Origin of the sequence: Pseudomonas sp. DR 5-09 (genome assembly GCF_001655595.1) — a bacterium.
Lineage (GTDB): Bacteria > Pseudomonadota > Gammaproteobacteria > Pseudomonadales > Pseudomonadaceae > Aquipseudomonas > Aquipseudomonas pharyngis.
Window position 1 is genome coordinate 3,505,149 of the sequence record NZ_CP011566.1, and the last position, 26,092, is coordinate 3,531,240.

The following is a 26,092-nucleotide window of genomic DNA, read 5'->3' on the forward strand; positions in this document are numbered from 1 at the left end:
CTTTGCATCGCAAAAAATCATAATAAAGAGAGAGCCGCCATGTCGCAGAGCGCCGCTGCCGCCCAGACCATCGTTGACGATAAAAATGCCGTCTACAAACGCATCACCCTGCGTTTGATCCCCTTCATCTTCATCTGCTACCTGTTCAACTACCTCGACCGGGTCAACGTTGGATTCGCCAAACTGCAGATGCTCGACGCGCTGAAATTCAGCGAAACCGTCTACGGCCTCGGTGCCGGTATCTTCTTCATCGGCTACGTGCTGTGCGGCGTGCCGAGCAACCTGGCGCTGACCAAATTCGGGCCACGGCGCTGGATCGCGCTGATGATGATCACCTGGGGCACGCTGTCGACCTGCCTGCTGTTCGTCACCACGCCGACCGAGTTCTACACCCTGCGCCTGTTCACCGGCGCGGCCGAAGCCGGGTTCTTCCCGGGCGTTGTGCTCTACCTTTCGCAGTGGTTCCCGACCTTCCGCCGTGGCAGGATCATGGCGCTGTTCATGTCGGCGATCCCGGTGTCCGGCCTGCTCGGCAGCCCGTTTTCCGGCTGGATCCTCAATCACTTCGCCGCCGGCCAGGGCGGTTTGGCCGGTTGGCAGTGGATGTTCCTGCTGCAAGGCATTCCAACTGTAATCCTCGGCGCGCTGGCGTATTTCCTGCTCAGCGACAACTTCGCCAACGCCAAGTGGCTGACCCCGCATGAGCGCTCGGTGCTGGAAGCGGATCAGGCAGAAGACCTGGCGAACAAGCCGAAAACCACCTCCGATTCGCTGATCGCCGTGTTCAAGAACCCGGCGATCTGGGCTTTCGGTCTGATCTACTTCTGCATCCAGAGCGGCGTGTACGCAATCAACTTCTGGTTGCCGTCGATCATCAAGAACCTCGGCTTCAGCGACAACCTGGTGATCGGCTGGTTGAGTGCGATTCCGTATCTGCTGGCGGCGGTATTCATGCTGGTGGTCGGGCGTTCGGCGGACTTGCGTAAAGAACGCCGCTGGCACTTGGTGGTGCCGATGTTGATGGGCGCTGTCGGCCTGCTGATCGCGGTGAACTTCGCGGCGAATCCGGCGATTGCGATTCTCGGTCTGACCATTGCGACTATGGGTGCGTTGACTGGGTTGCCGATGTTCTGGCCGGTGCCGACGGCCATGCTGAGCGCGGGTGCTGCGGCGGGTGGGTTGGCGTTGATCAACTCCATGGGGCAGATGGCGGGGTTCTTGAGCCCTTACCTTGTGGGTTGGGTCAAAGACAGCACCGGGTCGACGGATGCGGCGTTGTACCTGCTGGCGGGTGTGATTGTTGGCGGGAGTTTGCTGGCATTGCGGATGACGCGGACGTTGCGGGCTTAAGCCTTAGTCGAAATACAGAAACGGCCCTTTTCGGGCCGTTTTTCTTTTGGATCTAGCTACAGCGGTGCTTCAGTCTTGAGTTCCAGATTATCCAGCGCCCGGTTCACCGCCAGTTCACTCAGCATGATCAGTTGCGCAATGCCCAGCAGCACATGCCTCTGCGAGCCGTCCACCAGTCCGGCGAAGTCGGTCGCCATGACTTTGGCAGAGGTCAGCGTCTCGCAGGCATCGGCCAGCAGTTCTTCGCCGTCGATGCCGGGGGCGATGAGGTAGCGGGCGTTGGGTTTGAGCAGCGGTTTTCTGGGAAGCAGCGGATTGAGGTAGTGATCGAGGGCGCGTTCGGCGGCTTCGTGGAATTTCTTCGAATCGAGGGTTTCGTAGGGGGACGTTGAATCGGCTTCGGGTGGGTTGGGTGTTGGTTTGATCACGTTTGAATCTCCAAATCAGAAAAGTGGAGCCTTCAAACTTCGCTACCAAACGAAGAGGTGGTGGCCATACACGGGTTGGTAGACCGGTGACTTGGAGAACCGGCGCGCCCGAAAGCGCCCCGCGCATGGCCACCATAAAAACACGGACGGATAAGCGTCCGAATACGGTGAGTTGCGCAACAAGTCAGAACCGGGCTACCAAACCCCATCGCTGTTTTTCAGCGACGGGACAACGATAAAACCCGGCCCCTAAGCGCACAAGCCGGCGGATTCTGGCTTAGTCGTAGGCAACGGCGCAAGGTTGTGTAGCCTGCGGTGCGTGTCTGGACGTGTCCTTTAAACGCCACGATTAAACGCTCACAAGATCCCCGTTTTCGCATCCAGTTCCAGCACCAACCCGCCCGGCATCTGCACAAAAATCTGCCAGCCCCCACCCTCCGGCACCTGCGCCACCTGATACGGCAACCCACTGCCTTGCACCCGCTTCAAAATCACCGCTGCATCTTCATCGGTACGAAACGCAATATGACTCAAAGCAGTCTCGCCCGGCGCAGGCTGCTCAATCACATGCACCAACGCCTGCTCATCCTGATACAACCACCGCCCGGGAAACGGAAACGGCGGCCGACGCCCCGGCGTCAATCCCAATAACCTGCCGAAAGCGTCCTGCAGCGTCTGCCCATCAGCGGTGTTGAAGGCGAGATGATCGAATGTCCACGTCATGTCTGTCTCCTGCGGTTATTCAGGATTCCAGTATCTGTGCTTGCCAATCCCGGAAAAATCCCGCAAAACGCCAAGGATCTTCAACGGATTTTTACTAATGAGCTCAATCCTCGATCTGGAAATCTTCGTCCGCACCGCCGACTCCGGCAGCATTTCCGCCGCCGCCCGGGCGCTTGAGCTGACGCCGGCCGCCGCCAGCATCGCGTTGAAACGCCTGGAAACCCGCCTCCGCATCCGCCTCTTCGCCCGCTCGACCCGCAGCATGCGCCTGACCGAAGAAGGCCGGCGCTATCTGGAAAGCGTGCGTCTTGCATTGGCGACACTGGCCGAGGGCGAGCAGGCCCTGAAGCAGCAGACCGAAGGCCTGAGCGGCGTGCTGCAACTGGCAGCGCCGTCGGATTTCGGGCGCAATGTGTTGCTGCCGTGGCTGGATGATTTCAAGCGCGAGCACCCGCACATTCAACTGCAATTGCTGCTCAACGACCGGCATGCGGACCTGTTTCGCGAAACAGTGGATGTGGCGCTGCGCTTTGGCGTACCGATTGATTCGACGCTGGTGGCGCTGCCGATTCTGCCGGAGCATCGCCGCGTGGCCTGCGCCAGTCCTGCGTATCTGGAACGTCACGGCACGCCGCAAAACCCTGCCGAATTGAGCAAGCACAGCGCCCTGCTCTACCTGCGCAATGGCCGGCCTTACAACACCTGGCGCTTCCATCGCGAGGACGAAACAGTCGAAGTTGAAGTACGCGGTGACTACCTCAGCGACGACGGCGAAGTCGCCCGTCGCTGGGCGCTCGCCGGGCACGGCATCGCTTACAAGGCCTGGCTCGACGTGGCCGAAGACGTGCGCGCCGGGCGGCTGGTGACCCTGTTCGATGATTGGCACGGCGAGAGCGTGCCATTCAATCTGCTGTGCCCGCACCGGGTGCAGGTCTCGGAGCGGGTGAAGGTGTTGCAGGCATTTTTGCGCGAGCGTTGCCTGTCATTCAATCTATGAACTCGCAGTTATTCCCATGGCGAGCGTCACACCGGCCATGGAAAACGACGCTTCAATCAGGTAGCGGTCAAGCACCAGGAAGTCCACTGGGCAGTTGAGTGTGTAGTGCTATTAAATCTATTACTAGGTGCGATGTACCCTCCCCAATGCCCGAAAGTCCCACACGTCCATACATTGATCTCACGAGGCGGGACTACATAAACTCGCAGGAGGTCCTGCATGATTGCACCGTCGTAGGTGTGACGCCCTCCCAGCGTATGCATCCATTTTTCAGCGTTCAGAAAGGTATATAACTGATCACTGATCTGCAGTTTCCAGACGTTGGTGACAACTGCCAGATAAGTCAGGGTAGTCCCCTCCTGATCAGTGACATAGATGGTTGCCACGCCATTCTTCAATCCGCTGACTTTCCCTTGCTCCGTCACCGAAACGGTCGTCGGATCAGACGATGCATAGTCATACGGCTTAACCCCTCCGGTTGGAACCCGAACGCCGATATTGCCAATTGAGTCCTGGCCGGTCTTTATCCACTGTGGAACTCTGATCGACAGTCCCGCAAGCCTTAGTTGCGTCCTATCCATGCTGAACGCCAACCGCTCAATCGCCCAAGGTTCCGAAACCAACTGATTCCCTGCCTTTTCCCGGGCAGTAAAAACATGCCGCCCAACAGCAATCGATATCGCCGTGCTTTTCCATTTGTAATCAGCGCCCGTACGCACCTCCTCGACAACCGCCGCACCATCAAGAATTTCCAATACCGCGCCCGCCAGCGCCGACCCTTCCAGGATTATCTTGTTGTGGGAAACGGAACCGCCGTTTTCCAACACAACGCCGGCCAGGTCTTTGGCTGCGGTAATGACCGGCGCCAGAATGACCCGCGCCATCGCCACTCGAGAGCGCGCAATGACCGCCCCGCCCCTGACTTGCTCGTAACTGACCCTGACCACGCTGTCGACAATGACCTTGGTGTTGGGAATCAGCAATTTCTGCACGAACGGGATGCGCGCCACGGGAGCTTCAACACTGTGCTCCACCGGCGTACCGCCGGAGTTCGGTGTTGCCACGTACTTCACGCGAATGACGTCATTCGCCGTCCATGGCGGGCTCAGTACGTGTACCTGGATGGTCAGGTCGTTGGTGCCGAGCTTGTTCAGGTCGATGGTGTCCGGCGCATCATTGGGATCATCCGGGTCTTCGGTGATATCAGGTGCAGTCAAACGCGCGCCCTGCATATCAACAGTCACCAACAGGGATGCCGACCAAGGGGAATCCGGGTCAGCTCCATTGCCGACTTGGTCATTAACCGTGAAGTTGAAAACAGCCTGCGGATGGTCTTTGACCTGTTCCAGATCAGCTTTTGTCAATGTAAGGCAAATTCGTGTCGGTACGGCTGTCGGCGTCAAGGGTGCCTCATCTGCGGTAACCTCGCGGAATACGTCATGGCCGTTGCAGTTCAGGCGAATTGTGTTGAACGCCCCACAATAGGGGTATTCGAAACTAACGTGTACACCCTGCTCGGCGCGATCCGCATCGATTCCGTAGTCCAGCACATCCTGCGGCAAGATCAGTTTGAGCTCAGAATGGCCTGGCCTACCGGGAATGCGATTCTCCTTGCCGGGTCGAATGCCGTAATAAAGGACTCGCAGCGGTGGTTCGGAGGTGCCTTGGTTCTGGCTGCGTCTGGTCACGGTGTAAGTCAGCTCATTGATGATATCTGCACCGGATAACAGCTTGTTTTTCGGGATGTACAGAATGACTGCATCATCCGTGGACTGAGTTTGAGTGTTGGCGATATTCAGTTCGCCATTCAAATTCAGAGAGACAGTGTCTCCCGGAGCTTGATCGACATAAGGATCGACCCTGACTTTCGCCCCCATAGGGGTCAGGTCGTAGTAATTGATGGCAATGCCACAATCTGCCCCCACGACCGACTTGTTGCTGTCGACCAGATCGGGTGGATACAACGCAAGCACAGCGTTATCGCTATCTGGTTGTTCCAGTGTTTCAGTGTTCATGGCAACGCTCCTGAGTCATCGGAAATTTCACCCGGATACTCTCCGGTCTCAGATGAAATAAGATCTGATCCTGAAGTCCGTTCGCTACTGTCAGATCTGACAGTGGCGACAAGTGGTTGTCTGTTGTCGTTTTATATCTGTGGATCGAGCGTTTACTTCGATCGGACTTCCGTAGCCTGCGATAAATCGGATTGCCCCCAGCAAAGTTTCTGGTATTTGATGGAAGCTTTCCCACCGACAAAAGGATTTCGGCATGAGCTATCGCACACTGGGTCACTCGGGGTTGCAGGTGTCCACCCTCACTCTCGGCACGATGATGTTCGGCGAGCAGACCAGCGCAGAGGATTCGCTGCGCATCATCGACAAGGCCTGGGATCAGGGCATCAATTTCATCGACACGGCTGACGTCTACACCAATGGCCGCTCGGAAGAGATCGTCGGCGAGGCCATTGCCCGTCATCGTCATGAATGGGTGCTGGCGACCAAGGTCGGTTTCGGCCCGGTGGACGGCGTGCCGAACCGCAGCGGTCTGAGCCGCAAGCACATTTTCAATGGTCTGGAGGCCAGCCTGACCCGGCTCGGCACCGACTACCTCGACATCTATTACCTGCATCGCGAGGACCACAACACCCCGCTGGAAGTGACGATCTCGGCCATAGGCGATCTGATTCGCCAGGGCAAGATCCGTTATTGGGGCCTGTCGAACTATCGCGGCTGGCGGATTGCCGAGGTGATTCGAGTGGCGGACAAATTGGGAGTCGATCGCCCGGTGATCAGCCAGCCGCTGTACAACATCGTCAACCGCCAGGCCGAAACCGAGCAGATTACCGCCGCCCAGAGCTACGGCCTCGGCGTGGTGCCTTACAGCCCGCTGGCCCGTGGCGTGCTCAGCGGCAAGTACGCGCCGGACGTGACTCCGGATGCCAACAGCCGTGCCGGACGCCAGGACAAACGGATTCTGGAAACCGAATGGCGGGTGGAATCGTTGCGCATTGCCCAGCAGATTCAGCAATACACCCAGGAGCGTGGGGTCGGGATCGTCGAGTTTGCGATTGCCTGGGTGCTGAACAACGGCGCGGTGACATCGGCGATCGTCGGGCCGCGCACTGAGGAGCAGTGGGATGCGTACACCAAAGCGCAGTCGGTGAAGATTACAGCCGAGGATGAGGCGTTTATCGACTCGCTGGTGACGCCGGGGCATGCGTCTACGCCGGGGTTTAATGATGTGAGCCATTTTGTTTCAGGCCGCAAACCCCATCAGGCGTAGGATTTTCCTTAACCTTGAACAGCCGATACAATCGGCTGTTTTTTATCGAATCAAGCGCGATCAAACGGAAGCTGATTGATCGTTCGGAATTTGCCAGGGATCAGCACATGTCCAATCGCTCCGCCGAGCTCTTCAGAAAGCCACTGCGCGGGCTGCTGTTCAAATTAACGGGCGATAAAGATCTGCGCCCCCTCACTTGCGCTATAGAGCCCGCAACTTTCGGCGATCGCCGCCCTTCCCTCGCGTACCGGGCCGACATTGACGGACTTCGCGCCATCGCTGTTCTACTGGTGTTGATCTTCCACGGCGGACTGGCGCTTTTCCCGTCCGGTTTCATCGGCGTCGATATCTTCTTCGTGATTTCGGGTTATTTGACCACCGCTATCATCATGAAGTCGCTGCACAACGGTACGTTCACTTTCTCCGGGTTCTACACGCGCCGGATCTGGCGACTGCAACCGGCCGTTATCGCTTTATTGATCGTCACATTGATGCTCACGACGCTGCTGTACTTGCCCGATGATTACGTCGATTTTTTAAAAAGCGAAAAGTACACCTCGTTAATCATCTCCAACCAGTACTTTTCCAAAGTGACCACGGGTTACGCCACACCGGATGCAGCAAGCCTGCCGCTGTTGCACACCTGGTCTCTGGCCATCGAATGGCAGTGGTATCTGATACTCCCCCTGGGCATCTGGCTGCTCAACCGCTATCTGCCGAACGTTATTTTCAAAGCGGCGGTGCTCGGCCTGACCGTGGCAGCAATGGTGCTCGCGCTGTACCTGTCTTACGCCACTCCTGAGAAAAACTACTACTTCTTCGCTGCGCGGATTTTCGAATTGATGATCGGTTCTTGTGCGGTCATCTTCAGTACGGGCAAGTTCCGGCTCAATCGCCTGAGCGCCTCTGTGGTCTGTGCACTTTCGCTGGTCACGATCATCTATTGCGCCACCCGGGACGATATCTTGCCGGGATTCCCGCAATACCATGCCATTGCCGTGTGTCTCGCCACTGCAGCGTTGCTGTATCAGGGGATTGGTGATGCAAGCATTTTCGCCAAGCTGCTCGCGTTCAGACCCTTGGTGTTTATCGGCACGCTCTCGTACTCCTTGTATCTATGGCACTGGCCGATCCTGGCGGTGATGAATTACATGGGAATCGCGCTAACCCCGTCGATGACAATCATTTACTTCGTTTGCACTTTCGTCACGGCCTGGCTCTCTTATGTGCTGATTGAAAACAAGTTCCGCAAGGCACGATTCGGTTTTGCCAAAACGCTCGTGGTACTGATGATTTTGCCCGCTATCGGCCTGTCGCTGCTGCACTCGGCCAGTGTCAGGCACGAAGGCTGGCCGGGCCGCTTCAATCAGGGCTACAGCAACATGCTCAACGATTTGAAAGCATCCGTGCCAGTTGCTCGGGAAGGATGTCTTGGTGTCAGCGATGGTGCCGATTCTGGCTGCATATCGGGCGCCGATCACGCGGCGCCACAAATATTTCTGATGGGCGATTCGTTTTCGAATCACTACTGGGGTTTCGTTGAAACGCTGGCCAGGGATGCCAATCTTGCTGTACTCGCACAGGCTTACCCGGCGTGCCTGGCCTTGCCCGGGATCTACCAGTACGACGCGAAAAAATACAAGAACGCGTTGTTTCAAAAATGCCACGACGCCGCTCAACGCTATTACGAGATGATTGCGAACAAGCACTTCAAGTATGTGATTGTGGGCCAGTTCTGGGAGGCTTATCTGAACGGTGACATCGTCACTAAACGCGATGATCCTCACAGCCTGGAACTGTCTCGACAACGCTTTGGCGTAGCAATCCGGCAAGCCCTGGATATTATCGTCGCATCAGGCGCTATCCCGGTGTTTCTGGAGAACACGCTGCCCATGCCACCTGGGATCAACGCGTGCCTGTTGCGCCAGGTCAAGTTGCGTGGGTTGATGGGCAGTGTCGAGCAAGGCAACCTCTGCGCTACTACGCCATGGTCCGGCAGCAAAGAACCAGCGCTGGAAACACTCTTTAATGACCTGAAGACTGAGTACCCCGGATTAATTGTCATTGACCCGAAAACCGTGCAATGCACAGGTGATGCGTGCATGAACACGGTCGACGGTTTTCCGGTCTATCGTGACATAGGGCACATCACCGATTACGCCTCTTACAAGTTTGGCGAGATGTACCTCATGAACTTTGGCAATCCCTTGCAAGGTGCGCAGTGATGATTCGTGCCTCCGGACGGGCTCCGCAGCAAGGCTGAACGCTTCGCGAGCAGGCGAAGGTCTACAGGCTGTTTGATGTGTGGTAAATATTGAGCATCTGCCCAATATTCAGCACAAAAACCACGTATCCTTCGCTCCCCGTTTGACCATCACCCCCGCGAGGACAGTTTGTCTAAAGGTATCGCTCTCTCGGTAACAGCCTCGACGCTGTTTGCCGTCATGTATTACTACACCTCGCTGCTCACCCCGTTGAGCGGCGTGGAAATCTTCGGTTGGCGGATGCTGCTGACCGTGCCCTGCATGACCGTGTTCATGCTGGTGTCCGGCGAATGGCGGCGGGTGCTCGAGCTACTGCGCCGGATCCCTGCGCTGCCCAAATTGATCGCAGGCCTGTTCCTCTCGTCCGCGTTGTTGGGTGTGCAGTTGTGGCTGTTCATGTGGGCGCCGCTCAATGGCTACAGCCTCGATGTGTCGCTGGGCTACTTCCTGTTGCCGCTGGCCATGGTGCTGACCGGGCGCATCGCTTATGGCGAAAGCCTGTCGTACCTGCAAAAAGTCGCGGTGTTCTTTGCCAGCCTCGGCGTGTTGAACGAGTTGTATCAGGTCGGCGGATTTTCCTGGGCGACGCTGGTCGTGGTCGTCGGTTACCCGCTGTACTTTGTGCTGCGCAAATACCTGAAGTCGGACAACCTCGGCGGTTTGTGGGTCGACATGACCCTGATGCTGCCGGTGGCGTACTGGTTTGTGCGCGGCGGTGAACAGGGTTTCGGCGTGTTCGATCAGTACCCGGCGCTGACGTGGCTGATTCCGCTGCTCGGCCTGATCAGTGCGTCGGCACTGGTGGTGTACATCATTGCCAGCCGCTTGTTGCCGTTCAGTCTGTTTGGCTTGTTGAGTTACGTTGAGCCAGTATTGCTGCTCGGAGTGGCGCTGCTGCTCGGCGAGAGCATCAAGCCCGGTGAATGGCTGACCTACATCCCGATCTGGCTCGCGGTGGTGGTGCTGGTGTTTGAAGGGTTCAAGCATCTGATGCGCCAACGGCGCCCGTAAGACGCGCAATAAAAAGCCCGGCCTGCATTTCTGCAGGCCGGGCTTTTTTACATCTGATGCGGATTACTCGGTGGCAAGCACGCCACGACGCACCTGGTCACGCTCGATCGATTCGAACAGTGCCTTGAAGTTGCCCTCACCAAAACCATCGTCGCCCTTGCGCTGGATGAATTCGAAGAACACCGGGCCCATCAGGGTTTCCGAGAAGATCTGCAGCAGCAGACGCTTGTCTTCTTTATCCGAAGCGCCGTCGAGCAGAATGCCGCGCGATTGCAGCTGATCGACCGGCTCGCCGTGGTTCGGCAGGCGGCCTTCGAGCATTTCGTAGTAGGTGTCCGGCGGCGCGGTCATGAAGCGCATGCCGATCTTCTTCAACTGATCCCAGGTCTTGACCAGGTCGTCGGTGAGGAACGCCACGTGCTGGATGCCCTCGCCGTTGAACTGCATCAGGAACTCTTCGATCTGCCCGGCACCCTTCGACGACTCTTCGTTGAGCGGGATGCGGATCATGCCGTCCGGCGCGGTCATCGCCTTCGAGGTCAGGCCGGTGTATTCGCCCTTGATATCGAAGTAGCGGATTTCGCGGAAGTTGAACAGCTTCTCGTAGAAGTTCGCCCAGTAGGCCATGCGACCGCGATACACGTTGTGAGTCAGATGATCGATGATCTTCAGGCCGGCACCGACCGGGTTGCGGTCAACGCCTTCAAGGAATACGAAGTCGATGTCATAGATCGAGCTGCCTTCGCCGAAACGGTCGATCAGGTACAGCGGCGCGCCGCCAATGCCTTTGATCGCCGGCAGGTTCAGCTCCATCGGGCCGGTTTCGATGTGGATCGGCTGGGCGCCGAGTTCCAGTGCGCGGTTGTAAGCCTTCTGCGAATCCTTGACCCGGAACGCCATGCCGCAAACCGACGGGCCGTGCTCGGCCGCGAAGTACGAAGCAACGCTGTGGGGTTCGTTGTTGAGGATCAGGTTGATCGCGCCCTGGCGATACAGGTGCACGTTCTTGGAGCGGTGGGTCGCGACCTTGGTGAAGCCCATGATCTCGAAGATCGGCTCCAGGGTGCCAGGTGTCGGCGATGCGAACTCGATGAACTCGAAGCCCATCAGGCCCATTGGGTTTTCGTATAAATCTGCCATGGTTGGCGCCTCATCATTCTTATCAATTAACCAGAGTTATTTGTCAGTAATGCTGAGACCGGTGGGTGGCGCACAGGAGATGCCACGCACACTGCGGGCGAGGAAATCACCGTAGATCAGTTGAAACCCGAATATCTTCATTGTCGACCCAAGGCTCTTGCGGGCGAGGCTTCTGCTGCCAGAAGACGATTATTATTGTATGCGTAACCCGATTCTACACAGCGTAAATAGGGTTGTCTGCCCTCTCTATAAAATCCGCTTTTTTCCGGCTGGTGCAAGGGGTTTGTATACAGCCAGATGCCCGCCAGTAAGTTCCGCGCCTATTCAACGTCGCCCGGCTGAGCCCGAACATTCGCTATCGCTACGCGCAGTTGCTCAGCACCCTCGATGCCACTGGTCGGGCCGATGCGATGACCGTGGTAGCCGAAGGTTCGTTGCCTTCCGACCCAGCCCCGCGTTACGTCAAGCGAACGCTGTCCCCCACAGTCACCCGGCAAGTCGGCCTGGCGGTGCTGGATCAGCGTCAGGCTTCGCCCGCCACGCTGGCGTTTATTCAACTGGCAACACGACTGGATTACCGTTGAGCGGCGCAGGTGCCATTGGCCATCTATCATGGGCTCAGACCTTGGGCTTTGCGCGCACGCTTCGCCTGCAATCAAGAGCCCCACTCCATTCGCGACAGGATGCGCCCATGCCACTGACCGTCAGGCCCCGCCGCAAGCGCAGCACCAGGATTATCGTGACATTGCTGTGTGGCCTGCTGCCGATCGTGCTCGGCAGCGTCATCCTCTATATGCAGGCTGAACGCGCCCTCCAGCAGAGCTCACAACACACCGCCGATGAAGCCCTGCGCCAGTTCGAACTGATGCTCGACAACACTGCCCAGGCCGCCCGCGAACTGTTGCCCTTGGCCGGCCAGACCTGCGAGACCGTCAAGCTGGCCTTGCGCGAGCAAGTCACCCGCCGCCCGTTCGTGCGCTCGACCAACCTGGTGTGGGACGACAATCTCTATTGCAGTTCGCTGTTCGGCGACTTCAAGGAAGCCGTGAATCCGGGCGATTACGCCGAAGGCAAGCTGTGGCTCATGAACGGCAACCCGGTGACACCCAATACCGCGCTGCTGGTGTATCGCCTGAGTGAAGGGCGCGGTGGCGCGCTGACCACGCTGGACGGCTACCACCTGAGCAACATCCTGCGCCTGATCGGCCGGCATACATTGTTGTTGCTGCAAGTCGGCGACAACTGGCTCTCCGCCGACGGCAAAGTACATCAGGGCGCCCTGCCCGCGTTGCCGGTGGCGCAAAGTACCTTGCACTCGTCGCACTATGCATTTTCGGTCAGCGCCGCATTTGCGGAAGGCGAAACCTGGCGCTACATGAAAGATGAATACCCGCCGCTGTTCAGCCTGCTGATGTTCTTCGGTGCGGTATCGGCAGCGATCGGCTACATCGTGCAGAAGCGCTCCACCTCGCCCAGCCATGAAATGCTTCGGGCATTGGAAGCAGGTGAATTCATTCCCTATTTTCAACCGGTGGTGCACGGCGACAGCAAACGCTGGTCGGGCGCGGAAGTGCTGATGCGCTGGAACCATCCCAAGGAGGGACTGGTGCGTCCGGACCTGTTCATACCCTTTGCCGAACACTCCGGGCTGATCGTGCCGATGACTCGCGCCTTGATGCAGCAAACCGCTGTCATACTGGGGCCGTTGTCACCAACCTTCGATTCGCCGTTCCACATCGGCATCAACATCACCGCCAGCCACTGCCGCGATCTTGAGCTGGTTGAGGATTGCCGTGAATTTTTGTCAGCTTTCCAGCCCGGCAGCATCACGCTGGTCCTGGAACTGACCGAACGCGAGCTGATCGAGCCGTCCGACATCACCCATCAACTGTTCGCGCAGTTGCGTGCGATGGGGGTGAAGATAGCGATTGACGACTTTGGCACCGGCCATTCAAGCCTCGGCTACTTGAGGACATTCAATGTCGACTTCCTCAAGATCGACCAGACATTCGTCGCCATGATCGATAAGGATGCGCTGTCCCGGCACATTCTGGACAGCATCATCGAGCTCTCCACCAAACTGGATCTGGGCATTGTGGCCGAAGGTGTCGAGACGCAAGCTCAGTGTGATTATCTGGCAGCCCACCATGTCAACTTTCTGCAAGGCTACCTTTTCGGCAAGCCGATGCCGGCCGCAGATTTCATCGAAGCATTAACTCATCATTAACTTGGCGGGATAAATCCTGATTTGCCGACAGCCCGCACCAAATTGATACAAAACAACGTTGTTGTTACATGAAGAAAAAGTCAGGATTTACTCTTGCCACATTAACTACTACAATTTTTCTTACCTGTTGCAAGATGGGCAGGTGAGCCATTATCACCGAGTCGCTTCAAGGCTCTTGGCTTATAGCTTTGTTTGCGGTTGGTATCAGCCAAACACACTATTGGAGTAAAGATATTGTCCAGACTCGCTGAATTTCGTGCAGCTGAAAAGGCCCTTCAGGAACAGCTCAAGCAGCTGGAATCGCTGAAGAACGATGCCGGGCTCAAGAAAGAAATCGAATTCGAAGAAAAGCTCCAGGGGCTGATGAAAACCTACGGCAAAGGCCTGAAAGACATCATCGCCATTCTCGATCCGAACCCGGCGAAATCCGGTCTGCAATCGACCGCCGCACCTAAAACCCGCCGAGCTCGCGTGGTCAAGGTCTATCAGAACCCGCACACTGGAGAGCTGATCGAGACCAAGGGTGGCAACCACCGTGGCCTGAAAGCCTGGAAGGAACAATACGGTGTAGCCACCGTCGACTCCTGGTTGCGCGGTTAATCCCTCGCAAACATGAAAGCCCTGCATATGCAGGGCTTTTTCTGGACAATATTTAACAAATGCAACGATTTTTCTGGTGGGAAAGTTGAGTATCAAACCGCTCTTGCGCTGAAACTATGCTTCCGAATGTTGCCCCGTTAGCCGGAGATTAACTTTATGTTTAATCAGTTCCGGTATCTAACATCAGGCTGACCACGAACAGACGACTAGAATTTCAAGCTGTTTCGCGCAGCCACTATGTCGTCACCGCTCGCCTTATAAATCTCTGCCTGCCCAGCATACGAAAGTACGTAAGCCTTATCCGCCTCGACCGCTGCAACCAATGTTTGCGACAACACATGACGGCCGTTTTCAGTCACCGTACAAGTGGTCTCAAGCGCTGCGAGCGAACCCAGCGTACTCGGATGAACCCTGTTGCAGACACTCTGATAACCGCTCTGGAAAAAGTCTTTTTGCACCGACTTGCGCATCTCCAGCAACACGCCCTGCAAGTTGACCTGATGACCACTTTCCACACGGGTCATCGTCAACTCCATCACCATCACCTGATTGCCATCGGCGTCAGTCTTCACTGCCCGCTGACGGGAGACTTCAGGGGAGGTTTCGGGCAGCGCCTCGACCTCCCAGCCGGCGGGCCAGGTGATGCTCGGCGCCTCGGCACAGGCTGGCAGAGCAAGCAGGGAAAAACCCAGGAAAACGAACAGCGATTTGAACGGTCGGATCATTACCAGAGGCACTCGCGGATTGAGCCGTAAAGTCTGAGGCCCGCCCGCTCACAGGGCAAGCCCGCGCTTTCGGTTTGGCGATGCTGCCTGGCATGCGTATCATTGCGCCCATTCACTCGCCCCAATTTGTTACGGAGGGCTCATGAGCCTGCAAGAACTGAACACCTTCCCCGGCGTCACCGCCACCCCGGACAGCGCAACCCGCAACTTCGTGTTCAACCACACCATGCTGCGCGTCAAAGACATCACCAAGTCGCTGGACTTCTACACCCGCGTACTGGGTTTCTCGCTGGTAGAGAAGCGTGACTTCCCGGAAGCGGAATTCAGCCTGTACTTCCTCGCCCTGGTCGACAAATCGCAGATCCCGGCCGACGCCGCTGCCCGCACCGAGTGGATGAAGTCGATTCCCGGCATTCTGGAACTGACCCATAACCATGGCACCGAGAACGACGCAGACTTCGCCTACCACAACGGCAACACCGACCCGCGCGGTTTCGGTCACATCTGCATTTCGGTACCGGACATCGTTACGGCTTGCGCACGCTTTGAAGAGCTGGGCTGCGACTTCCAGAAGCGCCTGACCGATGGCCGCATGAAGAGCCTGGCGTTCATCAAGGATCCGGATGGCTACTGGGTCGAGATCATCCAACCGGCGCCGCTGTAAAGCTGAACTTGGGTAGAAAGCGCCCCGCAAAGAAAAACCCCCATCATCACTGATGGGGGTTTTCTTTTTTCAGGCCCGGGATTTACGCCGGAGCCGAAGTGCGGATCAGGTGATCGAAAGCGCTGAGGGAAGCCTTGGCGCCCTCGCCCACCGCAATCACGATCTGCTTGTACGGCACGGTGGTCACGTCACCGGCGGCGAAGATGCCGGAGATCGAGGTTTCACCGCGATTGTCGACGATGATCTCACCGCGCGGCGACAGCTCGATGGTGCCTTTGAGCCAGTCGGTGTTGGGCAGCAGACCGATCTGCACGAAGATCCCTTCCAGCTCGACCGTGCGCAACTCGTCAGTATTGCGATCCTTGTAGCGCAGGCCGTTGACCTTCTGCCCGTCACCGGTGACTTCAGTGGTCAGCGCACTGGTGATCACGGTGACGTTCGGCAGGCTGTGCAGCTTGCGTTGCAATACGGCGTCGGCGCGCAGCTGTACGTCGAACTCCAGCAAGGTGACGTGAGACACGATACCGGCCAGGTCAATGGCCGCTTCGACGCCGGAGTTACCGCCGCCAATCACCGCCACACGCTTGCCTTTGAACAGCGGACCGTCACAGTGCGGGCAGTACGCCACGCCTTTGTTGCGGTATTCCTGCTCGCCCGGCACGTTCATTTCACGCCACCGCGCGCCGGTCGCCAAAATCACGCTCTTGGCCTTGAGGGTCGCGCCGCTCGCGAAGTGAACTTCATGCAGCTCGCCGTTTTTTCCCGGGATCAGCTTGTCGGCACGTTGCAGGTTCATGATGTCGACGTCGTACTGCTTGACGTGTTCTTCCAGCGCGGTCGCCAGTTTCGGGCCTTCGGTTTCCTGCACGGAAATGAAGTTTTCGATGGCCATGGTGTCCAGCACCTGACCGCCGAAACGTTCTGCCGCTACACCGGTGCGAATGCCTTTACGTGCGGCGTAGATCGCCGCCGAAGCACCGGCCGGGCCACCGCCGACTACGAGCACATCAAAGGCTTGCTTGGCGCTGATTTTCTCGGCCTGACGCTCGATGGCGCCGGTGTCGAGTTTGGCGAGGATTTCTTCCAGGCCCATGCGGCCCTGGCCGAAGTTTTCGCCGTTCAGGTAAATGCTCGGCACAGCCATGATCTTGCGATCGTTGACTTCGTCCTGGAACAGCGCGCCGTCGATGGCGACGTGGCGGATGTTCGGGTTCAGCACAGCCATCAGGTTCAGCGCCTGAACAACGTCCGGGCAGTTCTGGCAAGACAGCGAGAAATAAGTCTCGAAGTTGAACTCGCCCTTGAGCGAGCGGATCTGTTCGATCACTTCGACACTGGCCTTCGAAGGGTGGCCGCCGACTTGCAGCAGGGCCAGCACCAGCGAAGTGAATTCATGGCCCATCGGGATGCCGGCGAAACGCAGGCTGATGTCGGCACCGGGGCGGTTGATCGAGAACGACGGTTTGCGTGCATCGTCGCCGCTGTCGATCAAGGTAATCTGGTGCGAAAGACTGGCAACGTCTTTCAGCAGGTCGAGCATTTCACGGGATTTCGCACCGTCGTCGAGTGATGCAACGATCTCGATCGGCTGGGTGACCCGTTCCAGGTACGATTTCAACTGGGCTTTAAGATTGGCGTCCAACATACGGGCGATCTCCTGACTTTATTTGAGGCGAAAAAAAGCCCGAGCGAATCTCGCCCGGGCTTTTCTATTGGGCGGTGCAGCTTACTTAAGTAGGTGCGGAGTCCCGCCCTGCATTGCGTTTGTCACAGACTTAGATCTTGCCGACCAGGTCCAGGGACGGAGCCAGAGTGGCCTCGCCTTCTTTCCACTTGGCCGGGCAAACTTCGCCTGGGTGAGCAGCGACGTACTGAGCAGCCTTGATTTTGCGCAGCAGCTCGGAAGCGTCACGGCCAACGCCGCCATCGTTCAGTTCAACGATTTTGATCTGGCCTTCAGGGTTGATCACGAAGGTGCCACGATCCGCCAGGCCAGCTTCTTCGATCAGCACGTCGAAGTTGCGGGAGATGACCTGAGTCGGGTCGCCGATCATGGTGTACTGGATTTTGCCGATGGCTGGCGAAGTGTTGTGCCAGGCAGCGTGAGCAAAGTGGGTGTCGGTCGAAACGCTGTAGATCTCTACGCCCAGTTTCTGGAAGGCGGCATAGTTGTCAGCCAGGTCTTCGAGCTCGGTTGGGCAAACGAAAGTGAAGTCGGCCGGGTAGAAGAACACTACGGACCATTTGCCTTTCAGGTCAGCGTCCGAGACTTGTACGAAGTCGCCGTTTTTGAACGCGGTAGCTTTGAACGGTTTTACTTGGCTGTTGATGATAGGCATTGATGACTCTCCGTCAGGGTTGTGAATTCGATGGGTGAATCCTACCCAGTCACTCGACGGATGGCTCATTGGCAAACCTGATGCTGCTGATTTGTTTTCGCTATTAGCTGAGGATATCAATAGAAGAAAACGATATCTACGGCGACAGCGGCTTATCCGTAATCCGGGCCATCCCGTGAAAGGGGCTCGCTTCAACATAGCGCATGGCGGACTTCATATCCTTCCAGCCCACGTAACTCATCAACGATTTGAGATCCCAGCCGCTTTGATGGGCCCATGTTGCGAAGCCGCGTCGCAGGGAGTGGCTGGTGTAGCGCTCGGCAGAGATTCCCGCGCGCTCCAGAGCCTGGCGCAACAAAGGGATCACACTGTTTGCGTGCAAGCCCTCTCCGCTCAGATTGCCCCAGCGGTCGACGGCGCGAAACACCGGGCCCCGTACCAGAGCCGCTTCGGTGACCCACTCGATATAAGCCTGCACCGGGCACAACTTCAGCAGCGCCGGGGCCTGATAGTTCTGCCCGAGGTTTTCCCGATCACCCTTGCTACGCGGCAGGTACAGGGTGATGCCGCTGCCGGCGTGCGCCTGCACGTGCTCGATCTGCACCCGACACAGCTCATCGCTGCGAAAGCCACGCCAGAAGCCCAGCAGGATCAACGCGCGGTCGCGGCAGGCTCGTAGCAGCAGCGGCCGGTCCTGTTTTTCCCGGGCGTCTTTCATTTCCTGCTCAAGCCAGGTGACGGTCTGCTCAAGATCGCGCAGTTGCAATGGCTCGGCCTGTTTTTCCTGCGCGGGATGCAGGGCGCGAATGCCCTTGAACACTTTGCGCACCACCGGCGACTTGGTGGGATCGGCGAAGCCCTGACTGTTGTGCCACTGCGCCAGCGCCGACAGGCGCAACTTCAGCGTGTTGACCGAAAGCACGCCGGCATGCGCCACCAGATACCGCGCGACGCTGTCCGCTGTCGCGGGCAGGAATCCGCCCCATACCGTTTCGAAATGCTCGACGGCCGCACGATAACTGCGGCGAGTGTTGTCACGGGTGGCGGCTTGCAGATAGCGATCGATATCGCTCATGGGCTGATTTTCTCGTGGCGTACTGAAGGTTTGTGCGGAAACCGATTTTATGGGTTTCACATGGGGTAATACCAGTATATCCCGTCCGTTTATCAGCGCTTGTTTCACTTTATTTTCAACATGGTACACTGCGCACTTTAGTGGCATGTACCACAGTACGAAATGGTAGGAGCAGATATGGCCCGTGGCGGCGTTAACAAAGCAGTGGTCCAGATCGCGCGCGCAGCGATCCTCGCCCGTGGCGAACACCCCAGCATCGACGCAGTACGTATCGAATTGGGCAATACAGGATCGAAAACCACGATTCATCGGTATTTAAAAGAACTGGATGACGGCAGCGAACCGGCCGATCCTTCGGCGGAACCCATCGATGACGAGCTGCTGGCACTCGTTACGCGCCTTGCACAACGCCTGAAAGAACAGGCGCAGGAACCGATTGACCAGGCGCGCGAGCAGTACGAGCAACAGCGTCAGGCACTGGAGGACGAACTGAATCAGCTTCGTCAGGATCATGTGCAACTGGAGAAGAAGCACGACATTCAGGCTGCCGCGCTGGCCAAGGAATCCGAAGCGCTGAGCGATACCCGCTCGATGTTGCAGACCGAGCAGACCCGCAACGCCGGGCTGAATCAGGCACTGTCAGACTTTGAATTACGCCTGCAGGACAAGGACGAGCAGATCCGCTCGCTGGAAGAGAAGCACCTGCATGCCCGCGATGCGCTTGAGCACTACCGCAACGCCATCAAGGAACAGCGCGAGCAGGAGCAAAGCCGTCACGAAACTCAGGTTCAGCAGTTGCAGATGGAGTTGCGCCAGGCGCAGCAAAGCGCACTGGTACGTCAGGACGAGATCACTCAGTTGCACCGCGACAACGAACGTCTGCTGACCGAGAATCGCGGCACCGTGCGCGAATTGAGCCTGATGCAGGATCAGCTCAAACAAAGCAATCAGCGTCAGGATCAACTGCTGGAGCAAGCGTCTCGCGTCGACAGCGAACGCACCCTCCTCCAGGAACGTTTGCGTGTGGCACTGCTGGAAAGCCAGACGCTCAAGCAGAACGTCGACGAGCAGTCACAGCTCAATCAGTCACTGGAAAAGGAATTGGCCACGGCACAAGCCAGCCTGCGCCTGGCCACCACCGTTGCGGCAGCACCAGACGCAGTAGAACCGAAAAAGACTTAAGCGCCGACCGGCGTACGCATGGTGACAAACTCTTCGGCCGCCGTCGGGTGCACCCCGATGGTGTCGTCGAAGTCACGCTTGGTGGCGCCAGCCTTCAATGCGATTGCCAAACCCTGCACAATCTCGCCGGCATCCGGCCCTACCATGTGACAGCCCAGCACCTTGTCAGATTTGCCATCGACCACCAGCTTCATCAGCGTGCGCTCCTGGCAGTCCGTCAGGGTCAGCTTCATCGGCCGGAAGCGGCTTTCGTAGATCACCACGTCGTGACCCGCTTCCCGCGCCTCTTCTTCGGTCAGGCCGACGGTGCCGATATTCGGCAGGCTGAACACCGCCGTCGGGATCATCTTGTAATCCACCGGACGGTATTGCTCAGGCTTGAACAGGCGTCGCGCCACTGCCATGCCTTCGGCCAGCGCCACCGGCGTCAACTGCACACGACCGATGACATCACCCAGTGCCAGAATTGACGGCTCGGTGGTCTGGTATTGCTCATCGACCTTGATGAAGCCCTTGTCGTCGAGCTGCACATCAGTGTTTTCCAGCCCCAGATTGTCCAGCATCGGACGCCGACCGGTGGCGTAGAACACACAATCCGCTTCCAGTACGCGACCATCCTTGAGAGTCGCTTTCAGGCTGCCATCCGACTGCTTGTCGATGCGCGCAATGTCGGCATTGAATTGCAGATCCATACCGCGCTTGGTCAGTTCCTCCTTCAAATGGTTACGCACCGAACCGTCGAAACCGCGCAAGAACAGATCCCCGCGATACAGCAACGTCGTGTTGGCGCCCAGCCCATGGAAAATCCCGGCAAATTCGACGGCGATATAACCGCCGCCGACGACCAGCACGCGCTTGGGCAGCTCTTTCAGGAAGAACGCCTGGTTCGAGCTGATCGCATGCTCATGCCCCGGAATCTCCGGGATCTGCGGCCAGCCACCAGTGGCGATCAGAATATTCTTCGCAGTGTATCGCTCACCGTTGACCTCGACTTCGTGCGGACCAACGATTTTCGCGTGCGCTTCATGCAGGGTCACGCCACTGTTGACCAGCAGATTGCGATAAATGCCGTTCAGGCGATTGATCTCGCGATCCTTGTTGGCAATCAGCGTGGCCCAATCGAAATTCGCCTCGCCCAGGCTCCAGCCAAAACCCGAGGACTGTTCGAAGTCTTCGGCGAAATGCGCGCCATACACCAACAGTTTTTTCGGTACGCAACCGACGTTGACGCAAGTACCGCCCAAATAACGGCTCTCGGCCACCGCCACTTTCGCACCGAACCCGGCAGCAAAACGCGCAGCCCGCACACCGCCGGAACCGGCACCAATCACATAAAGGTCAAAATCGTAGGCCATTTCTATCTCCTCGGCAGGCGATCAGCATACCCGCCGTCGTCCGTTGGGCAAGCACTCCTGCCGATATAGGGGCGGAAAATGAAAAAGCCACCCGAAGGTGGCTTTTTCGTACAGGCAGATCAGGCGCTATCAGTAAGCCTTGCCAGTCTTGTAGAAGTTTTCGAAGCAGAAGTTGGTGGCTTCGATATAGCCTTCAGCACCACCGCAGTCGAAACGCTTGCCCTTGAACTTGTAAGCCATCACGCAGCCGTTCTGGGCTTGTTTCATCAGGGCGTCGGTGATCTGGATTTCACCGCCCTTGCCTGGCTCGGTCTGCTCGATCAGGTCGAAGATGTCCGGAGTCAGGATGTAGCGGCCGATGATCGCCAGGTTCGACGGCGCGTCTTCCGGCTTTGGCTTCTCGACCATGCTGTGTACGCGGTAGATATCGTCGCGGATCATTTCGCCAGCGATCACGCCGTACTTGCTGGTTTCCTGCGGATCGACTTCCTGAATCGCGATGATCGAGCAGCGGAACTGCTTGTACAGCTTGACCATTTGGGTCAGTACGCCGTCACCGTCGAGGTTAACGCACAGGTCGTCCGCCAGCACCACGGCGAACGGTTCGTCGCCGATCAATGGGCGACCGGTCAGGATCGCGTGACCCAGGCCTTTCATTTCGGTCTGGCGGGTGTAGGAGAACGAGCACTCGTCCAGCAGCTTGCGGATACCGACCAGGTATTTTTCCTTGTCGGTGCCCTTGATCTGGTTTTCCAGCTCGTAGCTGATGTCGAAGTGGTCTTCCAGGGCGCGCTTGCCACGGCCGGTCACGATGGAAATTTCGTTCAGGCCAGCATCCAGAGCTTCTTCGACGCCGTACTGGATCAGTGGCTTGTTTACCACCGGCAGCATTTCTTTGGGCATGGCCTTCGTCGCTGGGAGGAAGCGAGTACCGTAACCGGCTGCTGGGAACAAGCATTTCTTGATCATATAAGTCCTTGAAAGGGCTGTGTGTACGAGTTTCGGCGCAGTCTAATCAGGCGGCGTGCACCTTACAATGCCCCGCACTGGCTAACCGATGTCAACATAGAGAAATAATCTGGCGGATAGTTCAATCCGCTCACAGAGGCTGCGCATTCAGCTTAGCCCAAAGATCTCGGAACGCCGCATCGAGCTGCGCCCGCTCGCCCATTTACCGTTATCATGGCGCCTTTGAACCAGCCAACGAGGCCGCTAGATGTCCGCAGCAAAAATCATCAACGGGTACACCGTCGCCAAGGCTAAAGATGGCCAGTGGCATATCACTGCCGCCAACGGCGAAGACGTGTCCGGCCCGTTGCCCACAGAGGCGATGGCGATTGAAGTCGCCGCGGTGCTCGATTACACGCCCGCAGCCCCGAAACGTCGCGGCAAGGAACAAGACTGATCGGTAATGATGAAGGCCGGCCCTGCCATTGCGCAGGGCTTTTTTTGGCTGCGCGAAAAGAAGTGGCCAATCGCTATAACCTTTTCCTGCCGGCGCTGTCATAGCGTCTAGCCCCCTCCTCCTCGAAGATGACATTGCCATGACCAACCGTTCCCTCATCAGTTTCCTGCCGCTGATTGCACTCGCCGCCCTGACCGGCTGTGCCACTTCGCAGACCACTTACCTGAACAATGGTGAACAAGGGTTGAGCATTGATTGCTCCGGCGAGGCCAATTCCTGGGCCACCTGCTATGAAAAGGCTGACGCGTCCTGCGCCGGAACCGGTTATCGCATCGTCGGAACTGACGGCACACCGGCGCCCAAGGAAGACGACAAGACGCTGGGCGTCGACGTCGGCAACTACAAAAACCGCAGCGTGGTAGTGGTCTGCAAGTAGCCTTACATGTGAATTTCGGCGAACTTGATCCCCAGCCCGCGCACGACCTCGATCAGGTCGTCGAGCCGGTTGAAGGACTCGACTTCGTCGTTATCGTCGACTAGGAAGTAACTGCGCCCGGCGCTTTTCTTGAAAAACACGATCCACTCCCCCGGATTCGCCGGGTTCTGGATCACATGGGTAGCCGCAATAAGCCCTTCCTTGTGTCGCTCCCGCACCTGCTCTCTCTTCATTCACCGCTCCGGAAATGACAATGCCGCCACAGCAACGCTGTGACGGCATCAATGCTGACTGCTGACAGTCTATCAGCCGGAAATACAGGCCGTGGCGGCTTTGCGTACATCCCATGGACGCAGCGGCACGTTGGACATCCGCTCGTGCAGCTTGATGCTGCTGCCACCGGAGCGATCCTCGATGTCAAACACCGCCGCCGGACCCGATCCCAGCTTGCCCGGCACAATGACCCGAACCTCGTCCTTGTGCCGCTCTACCTGCAGGGCACCGCGGCTGCTGGACAGCTTTTCGGCCAGGCATTCAGCATATTCATGGGGCTTCTTGCCGGAAATGACGTTCATGGTCGGCAGTGTTTCATTGATTTCCGAAACACTTGCGCAACCACCCATTGCCAATGCCAACGGCAGAATCACCACACCCCACTTCATACAAAACCTCCAATAAAGACCCTCCGACAGCATGAATGCCGTTTTTCTCCGAGGCACACTGCATTTAACCCACATCGAATCGTGAATTCTGTTTTTAATTGTCAAAGCGCTGCCCGACGGCCGGATAATAACCCGTCCGGGCTGATAAACTGCGCCAATCGACAATGCTATCGTTTTGATTTTTTAGAAAAAGCCCTTCTGGAGGCGCCCATGAAATTCATTCACCAGCGCGAGCACCTCAACGAAGACGACATCGTCGTCATTCAATGCTCGCAAACCTGCAACATCCGCTTGATGAACGACGCCAACTTCCGCAGCTTCAAAAATGGCGGCCGTCACACCTATCACGGCGGTGCTTTCGACACATTCCCGGCCCGCATTACCGCCCCGAGCACCGGTTTCTGGAACATCACCATCGACACCGTCAACCGCCGCGCGATCAGCGTGACCCGCAAGCCAACCCTGACGCACTCGATCAAAATCATCCGCCGCTCCAGCTCCAAACTCAGCTGAGCGGTTCCGCCAACGCAGACAGGTAAGCATCAACGTGGCCCAAACAACCAAATACGTGATCAAGTACAAACTCAACGGTGAGCGCCGCTTCGAGTTCGCCCAGCTGGAAAACGGCACGCCGGAAGAAGCCAAGGCCGCACTGGATGCCCTGCACGGCCAGAGCGCTGATGAGATAAGCGACATCAGCGTCAGCAAGGCCCTGTAAGACCCGGGTGACAATTCGACCGCAAGCGGCGGAGTGTTCCGGCCGGGTGGACGGCCCAGACTGATACCTGAATGCAAGCCAAGGAATCAGCATGTCATCCTCACCCGCCTCCCCGCTCGTTGCGCTCGACTGGATCGCCCTGGAGCGGCAACTGGATCAGGACGGTTGTGCCGTCATCCGCACGCTGCTGCGCCCGGAGACCTGCGATCGATTGAGTGCGCTTTACCCACAAAGCGAACCGTTCCGGTCCCAGGTGATCATGGCCCGCCATGGTTTCGGACGCGGGGAATACAAATACCTGCGCTATCCGCTTCCATCCGTGGTGGAACGCCTGCGCAGCGCGCTCTACCCGCGACTCGTGCCTCTGGCCAACCGCTGGCATGAACGAATGGGACTACCGGAGCGTTTTCCAGCGCAACACAGCGAATTTCTCGAGCGCTGCCACGCCGCCGGTCAACTGCGGCCTACCCCGCTCTTGCTGCAATACGACCCGCAGGACTACAACTGTCTGCATCAGGATCTGTACGGCGAACATGTGTTTCCGCTGCAAGTGGCGATTCTTCTGTCAGAACCTGGCGAAGATTTCACCGGTGGCGAGTTCGTCATGACCGAACAACGTCCGAGAATGCAGTCGCGCCCGCTGGTGATGGACCTGAGAAAAGGCGACGCGCTGATCTTTGCCGTCAGCCAGCGCCCGGTCAAAGGCGTGCGCGGTGACTACCGGGTGACCATGCGCCACGGTGTCAGCCGACTGCACAGCGGAAAACGGCATACTCTGGGCATCATCTTCCACGACGCGACCTGACGATCATGCAAACCACCTTCGACCTGTTCGCCGACACAGAATCCGAGCAACCACGGCGCGCCGAACAGATCGGCGAGCAATCCTGGGTGTTGCGCGGCTTTGCATTGGCGCGAATCGAGCAGTTGTTGCCGGCCCTGGAATCGATCATAGCCTGCGCTCCGTTGCGCCACATGATGACGCCCGGGGGGTTCAGCATGTCGGTGGCTACCAGCAGTTGCGGTGCACTGGGCTGGATCACCGATCGCAGCGGTTACCGCTATTCATCCGAAGATCCCGTGAGCCATCGACCCTGGCCGGCGATGCCCGAGGTATTTCGCGAACTGGCCCAGGCAGCAGCGAAACGCGCCGGATTTGCCGACTTCACGCCGGATTCCTGCCTGATCAATCGTTATATTCCGGGCGCGAAGATGTCGTTGCATCAGGACAAAGACGAAAACGCCTACGAAGCGCCGATCGTTTCGCTGTCATTGGGCCTGCCCGCGACGTTCCTGTTCGGCGGTTTCGCGCGCGGCGACAGGAGCCAGAAAATCCCGTTGCTGCACGGCGACATGGTGATCTGGGGCGGCGCCGACCGGTTGCGCTACCACGGCATCCTGCCGATCAAACCTGGCCGGCACCCGCGCCTGGGCGAACAACGCTTCAATCTCACGTTTCGCACCGCCGGATAATTCTGCAAAGTTTGACCGCAAGGCTCGGAGTGTTCC

At 57.8% G+C, this 26,092-nt stretch carries 27 protein-coding genes and 1 pseudogene; 16 read left to right on the plus strand and 12 right to left on the minus strand.

Annotated features, from left to right (window positions below; translation table 11 throughout):
• Positions 1-39: 39 nt before the first annotated feature.
• Positions 40-1,350 carry an MFS transporter gene (locus PDR5_RS15600; RefSeq protein ID WP_064596907.1) on the plus strand — a complete coding sequence of 437 codons (1,311 nt, stop codon included), beginning with the start codon at positions 40-42 and terminating at the stop codon, positions 1,348-1,350.
• A 56-nt stretch (positions 1,351-1,406) separates the two neighbouring features.
• Here PDR5_RS15600 and PDR5_RS15605 read toward each other — a convergent pair whose 3' ends face one another.
• Both PDR5_RS15605 and PDR5_RS15610 read right to left on the minus strand, forming a co-directional pair.
• Positions 1,407-1,778 carry a DUF6124 family protein gene (locus tag PDR5_RS15605; protein WP_064596909.1) on the minus strand — a complete coding sequence of 124 codons (372 nt, stop codon included), beginning with the start codon at positions 1,776-1,778 and terminating at the stop codon, positions 1,407-1,409.
• A gap of 357 nt (positions 1,779-2,135) precedes the next feature.
• A complete protein-coding gene (locus PDR5_RS15610) occupies positions 2,136-2,501 on the minus strand; it encodes a hypothetical protein (protein WP_064596911.1) in 366 nt (121 codons plus the stop codon).
• Between the two features lie 97 nt (positions 2,502-2,598).
• Here PDR5_RS15610 and PDR5_RS15615 point away from each other — a divergent pair, with 97 nt between their 5' ends.
• A complete protein-coding gene (locus tag PDR5_RS15615; RefSeq protein ID WP_064596913.1) occupies positions 2,599-3,498 on the plus strand; it encodes a LysR family transcriptional regulator in 900 nt (299 codons plus the stop codon).
• Between the two features lie 56 nt (positions 3,499-3,554).
• Here PDR5_RS15615 and PDR5_RS15620 read toward each other — a convergent pair whose 3' ends face one another.
• A complete protein-coding gene (locus PDR5_RS15620) occupies positions 3,555-5,513 on the minus strand; it encodes an Ig-like domain-containing protein (RefSeq protein ID WP_064596915.1) in 1,959 nt (652 codons plus the stop codon).
• 253 nt (positions 5,514-5,766) lie between these two features.
• Between PDR5_RS15620 and PDR5_RS15625 the strand changes: the two genes are divergently transcribed.
• From PDR5_RS15625 to rarD, 3 genes are all read left to right on the plus strand, one after another.
• Positions 5,767-6,780 carry an aldo/keto reductase gene (locus PDR5_RS15625; RefSeq protein WP_064596917.1) on the plus strand — a complete coding sequence of 338 codons (1,014 nt, stop codon included), beginning with the start codon at positions 5,767-5,769 and terminating at the stop codon, positions 6,778-6,780.
• A gap of 14 nt (positions 6,781-6,794) precedes the next feature.
• Positions 6,795-9,005: an acyltransferase family protein gene (locus tag PDR5_RS15630; protein WP_237233713.1), complete on the plus strand. Its 2,211-nt coding sequence runs from the start codon at positions 6,795-6,797 to the stop codon at positions 9,003-9,005.
• 168 nt (positions 9,006-9,173) lie between these two features.
• Positions 9,174-10,055 (plus strand): EamA family transporter RarD, encoded by an 882-nt coding sequence (gene rarD / locus PDR5_RS15635; RefSeq protein WP_064596919.1) that lies wholly within the window; start codon positions 9,174-9,176, stop codon positions 10,053-10,055.
• 63 nt (positions 10,056-10,118) lie between these two features.
• Here rarD and hppD read toward each other — a convergent pair whose 3' ends face one another.
• The gene (gene hppD, locus PDR5_RS15640; protein WP_007958955.1) at positions 10,119-11,195 is read right to left on the minus strand and encodes a 4-hydroxyphenylpyruvate dioxygenase; all 1,077 of its coding nucleotides are present in this window, start codon (positions 11,193-11,195) and stop codon (positions 10,119-10,121) included.
• 311 nt (positions 11,196-11,506) lie between these two features.
• Here hppD and PDR5_RS15645 point away from each other — a divergent pair.
• The 3 genes and pseudogenes from PDR5_RS15645 to PDR5_RS15655 all read left to right on the plus strand — a co-directional run.
• Positions 11,507-11,779, plus strand: a pseudogene (locus tag PDR5_RS15645) (LysR family transcriptional regulator); the annotation flags it as partial.
• Between the two features lie 107 nt (positions 11,780-11,886).
• Positions 11,887-13,422, plus strand: a complete 1,536-nt coding sequence (locus PDR5_RS15650) for an EAL domain-containing protein (RefSeq protein ID WP_064596923.1) — start codon at positions 11,887-11,889, stop codon at positions 13,420-13,422.
• Between the two features lie 234 nt (positions 13,423-13,656).
• Positions 13,657-14,022: a histone-like nucleoid-structuring protein, MvaT/MvaU family gene (locus PDR5_RS15655; protein WP_064596925.1), complete on the plus strand. Its 366-nt coding sequence runs from the start codon at positions 13,657-13,659 to the stop codon at positions 14,020-14,022.
• Between the two features lie 206 nt (positions 14,023-14,228).
• On the opposite strand, the gene PDR5_RS15660 is transcribed toward PDR5_RS15655, so the two are convergent.
• Entirely contained in the window at positions 14,229-14,747 is a 519-nt protein-coding gene (locus PDR5_RS15660) for a DUF4946 domain-containing protein (RefSeq protein WP_064596927.1), read from the minus strand.
• A 142-nt stretch (positions 14,748-14,889) separates the two neighbouring features.
• Between PDR5_RS15660 and gloA the strand changes: the two genes are divergently transcribed.
• Positions 14,890-15,411 (plus strand): lactoylglutathione lyase, encoded by a 522-nt coding sequence (gene gloA, locus PDR5_RS15665; RefSeq protein ID WP_064596929.1) that lies wholly within the window; start codon positions 14,890-14,892, stop codon positions 15,409-15,411.
• Between the two features lie 82 nt (positions 15,412-15,493).
• On the opposite strand, the gene ahpF is transcribed toward gloA, so the two are convergent.
• From ahpF to PDR5_RS15680, 3 genes are all read right to left on the minus strand, one after another.
• Positions 15,494-17,056 carry an alkyl hydroperoxide reductase subunit F gene (gene ahpF / locus PDR5_RS15670; RefSeq protein ID WP_064596931.1) on the minus strand — a complete coding sequence of 521 codons (1,563 nt, stop codon included), beginning with the start codon at positions 17,054-17,056 and terminating at the stop codon, positions 15,494-15,496.
• Between the two features lie 130 nt (positions 17,057-17,186).
• On the minus strand, positions 17,187-17,750 hold the full coding sequence (gene ahpC, locus PDR5_RS15675) for an alkyl hydroperoxide reductase subunit C (protein ID WP_007958941.1): 564 nt from the start codon (positions 17,748-17,750) through the stop codon (positions 17,187-17,189).
• A 136-nt stretch (positions 17,751-17,886) separates the two neighbouring features.
• Positions 17,887-18,825, minus strand: a complete 939-nt coding sequence (locus tag PDR5_RS15680; RefSeq protein WP_064596932.1) for a site-specific integrase — start codon at positions 18,823-18,825, stop codon at positions 17,887-17,889.
• Between the two features lie 177 nt (positions 18,826-19,002).
• Here PDR5_RS15680 and PDR5_RS15685 point away from each other — a divergent pair, with 177 nt between their 5' ends.
• Entirely contained in the window at positions 19,003-20,007 is a 1,005-nt protein-coding gene (locus PDR5_RS15685) for a DNA-binding protein (RefSeq protein ID WP_064596934.1), read from the plus strand.
• Here PDR5_RS15685 and gorA read toward each other — a convergent pair.
• Together gorA and galU are read right to left on the minus strand one after the other, a co-directional pair.
• A complete protein-coding gene (gorA, locus tag PDR5_RS15690) occupies positions 20,004-21,362 on the minus strand; it encodes a glutathione-disulfide reductase (protein ID WP_064596937.1) in 1,359 nt (452 codons plus the stop codon). The two genes, PDR5_RS15685 and gorA, sit on opposite strands and share 4 nt — an antisense overlap.
• Before the next feature lie 129 nt (positions 21,363-21,491).
• On the minus strand, positions 21,492-22,331 hold the full coding sequence (gene galU, locus PDR5_RS15695; protein WP_039768735.1) for a UTP--glucose-1-phosphate uridylyltransferase GalU: 840 nt from the start codon (positions 22,329-22,331) through the stop codon (positions 21,492-21,494).
• A gap of 247 nt (positions 22,332-22,578) precedes the next feature.
• Between galU and PDR5_RS15700 the strand changes: the two genes are divergently transcribed.
• Together PDR5_RS15700 and PDR5_RS15705 are read left to right on the plus strand one after the other, a co-directional pair.
• Positions 22,579-22,767, plus strand: a complete 189-nt coding sequence (locus PDR5_RS15700) for a hypothetical protein (RefSeq protein WP_064596939.1) — start codon at positions 22,579-22,581, stop codon at positions 22,765-22,767.
• 139 nt (positions 22,768-22,906) lie between these two features.
• Positions 22,907-23,203, plus strand: a complete 297-nt coding sequence (locus tag PDR5_RS15705) for a hypothetical protein (RefSeq protein ID WP_064596941.1) — start codon at positions 22,907-22,909, stop codon at positions 23,201-23,203.
• A 2-nt stretch (positions 23,204-23,205) separates the two neighbouring features.
• Here the strand turns inward: PDR5_RS15705 and PDR5_RS15710 are convergent, their stop codons facing one another.
• Entirely contained in the window at positions 23,206-23,436 is a 231-nt protein-coding gene (locus tag PDR5_RS15710) for a hypothetical protein (RefSeq protein WP_011334337.1), read from the minus strand.
• A gap of 72 nt (positions 23,437-23,508) precedes the next feature.
• Positions 23,509-23,865, minus strand: coding sequence for a hypothetical protein (locus PDR5_RS15715; RefSeq protein ID WP_064596943.1), 357 nt, complete (start codon positions 23,863-23,865; stop codon positions 23,509-23,511).
• Positions 23,866-24,075: 210 nt separating this feature from the next.
• On the opposite strand from PDR5_RS15715, the gene PDR5_RS15720 reads away from it, so the two are divergent.
• The 4 genes from PDR5_RS15720 to alkB all read left to right on the plus strand — a co-directional run bounded on the left by PDR5_RS15720 (position 24,076) and on the right by alkB (position 26,056).
• Positions 24,076-24,378 carry a DUF1883 domain-containing protein gene (locus tag PDR5_RS15720; RefSeq protein WP_007958929.1) on the plus strand — a complete coding sequence of 101 codons (303 nt, stop codon included), beginning with the start codon at positions 24,076-24,078 and terminating at the stop codon, positions 24,376-24,378.
• 34 nt (positions 24,379-24,412) lie between these two features.
• Positions 24,413-24,583, plus strand: a complete 171-nt coding sequence (locus PDR5_RS29880; RefSeq protein ID WP_172829486.1) for a hypothetical protein — start codon at positions 24,413-24,415, stop codon at positions 24,581-24,583.
• A 91-nt stretch (positions 24,584-24,674) separates the two neighbouring features.
• The gene (locus PDR5_RS15725) at positions 24,675-25,388 is read left to right on the plus strand and encodes a 2OG-Fe(II) oxygenase (protein WP_064596945.1); all 714 of its coding nucleotides are present in this window, start codon (positions 24,675-24,677) and stop codon (positions 25,386-25,388) included.
• 5 nt (positions 25,389-25,393) lie between these two features.
• Positions 25,394-26,056 (plus strand): DNA oxidative demethylase AlkB, encoded by a 663-nt coding sequence (alkB, locus tag PDR5_RS15730; RefSeq protein WP_064596947.1) that lies wholly within the window; start codon positions 25,394-25,396, stop codon positions 26,054-26,056.
• Positions 26,057-26,092: the final 36 nt, after the last annotated feature.

Bases quoted from the DNA above. Each gene is read 5' to 3' on its own strand.
- PDR5_RS15610 (WP_064596911.1), bottom strand. From the start codon at position 2,501: ATGACGTGGACATTCGATCATCTCGCCTTCAACACCGCTGATGGGCAG.
- PDR5_RS15685 (WP_064596934.1), top strand. From the start codon at position 19,003: ATGGCCCGTGGCGGCGTTAACAAAGCAGTGGTCCAGATCGCGCGCGCA.
- ahpC (WP_007958941.1), bottom strand. From the start codon at position 17,750: ATGCCTATCATCAACAGCCAAGTAAAACCGTTCAAAGCTACCGCGTTC.
- galU (WP_039768735.1), bottom strand. From the start codon at position 22,331: ATGATCAAGAAATGCTTGTTCCCAGCAGCCGGTTACGGTACTCGCTTC.
- PDR5_RS15720 (WP_007958929.1), top strand. From the start codon at position 24,076: ATGAAATTCATTCACCAGCGCGAGCACCTCAACGAAGACGACATCGTC.
- PDR5_RS15625 (WP_064596917.1), top strand. From the start codon at position 5,767: ATGAGCTATCGCACACTGGGTCACTCGGGGTTGCAGGTGTCCACCCTC.
- PDR5_RS15615 (WP_064596913.1), top strand. From the start codon at position 2,599: ATGAGCTCAATCCTCGATCTGGAAATCTTCGTCCGCACCGCCGACTCC.
- hppD (WP_007958955.1), bottom strand. From the start codon at position 11,195: ATGGCAGATTTATACGAAAACCCAATGGGCCTGATGGGCTTCGAGTTC.
- PDR5_RS15715 (WP_064596943.1), bottom strand. From the start codon at position 23,865: ATGAAGTGGGGTGTGGTGATTCTGCCGTTGGCATTGGCAATGGGTGGT.
- PDR5_RS15680 (WP_064596932.1), bottom strand. From the start codon at position 18,825: ATGAGCGATATCGATCGCTATCTGCAAGCCGCCACCCGTGACAACACT.
- PDR5_RS15650 (WP_064596923.1), top strand. From the start codon at position 11,887: ATGCCACTGACCGTCAGGCCCCGCCGCAAGCGCAGCACCAGGATTATC.
- PDR5_RS15600 (WP_064596907.1), top strand. From the start codon at position 40: ATGTCGCAGAGCGCCGCTGCCGCCCAGACCATCGTTGACGATAAAAAT.
- PDR5_RS15700 (WP_064596939.1), top strand. From the start codon at position 22,579: ATGTCCGCAGCAAAAATCATCAACGGGTACACCGTCGCCAAGGCTAAA.
- gorA (WP_064596937.1), bottom strand. From the start codon at position 21,362: ATGGCCTACGATTTTGACCTTTATGTGATTGGTGCCGGTTCCGGCGGT.
- PDR5_RS15725 (WP_064596945.1), top strand. From the start codon at position 24,675: ATGTCATCCTCACCCGCCTCCCCGCTCGTTGCGCTCGACTGGATCGCC.
- gloA (WP_064596929.1), top strand. From the start codon at position 14,890: ATGAGCCTGCAAGAACTGAACACCTTCCCCGGCGTCACCGCCACCCCG.
- PDR5_RS15705 (WP_064596941.1), top strand. From the start codon at position 22,907: ATGACCAACCGTTCCCTCATCAGTTTCCTGCCGCTGATTGCACTCGCC.
- PDR5_RS15620 (WP_064596915.1), bottom strand. From the start codon at position 5,513: ATGAACACTGAAACACTGGAACAACCAGATAGCGATAACGCTGTGCTT.
- ahpF (WP_064596931.1), bottom strand. From the start codon at position 17,056: ATGTTGGACGCCAATCTTAAAGCCCAGTTGAAATCGTACCTGGAACGG.
- PDR5_RS15660 (WP_064596927.1), bottom strand. From the start codon at position 14,747: ATGATCCGACCGTTCAAATCGCTGTTCGTTTTCCTGGGTTTTTCCCTG.
- PDR5_RS15710 (WP_011334337.1), bottom strand. From the start codon at position 23,436: ATGAAGAGAGAGCAGGTGCGGGAGCGACACAAGGAAGGGCTTATTGCG.
- alkB (WP_064596947.1), top strand. From the start codon at position 25,394: ATGCAAACCACCTTCGACCTGTTCGCCGACACAGAATCCGAGCAACCA.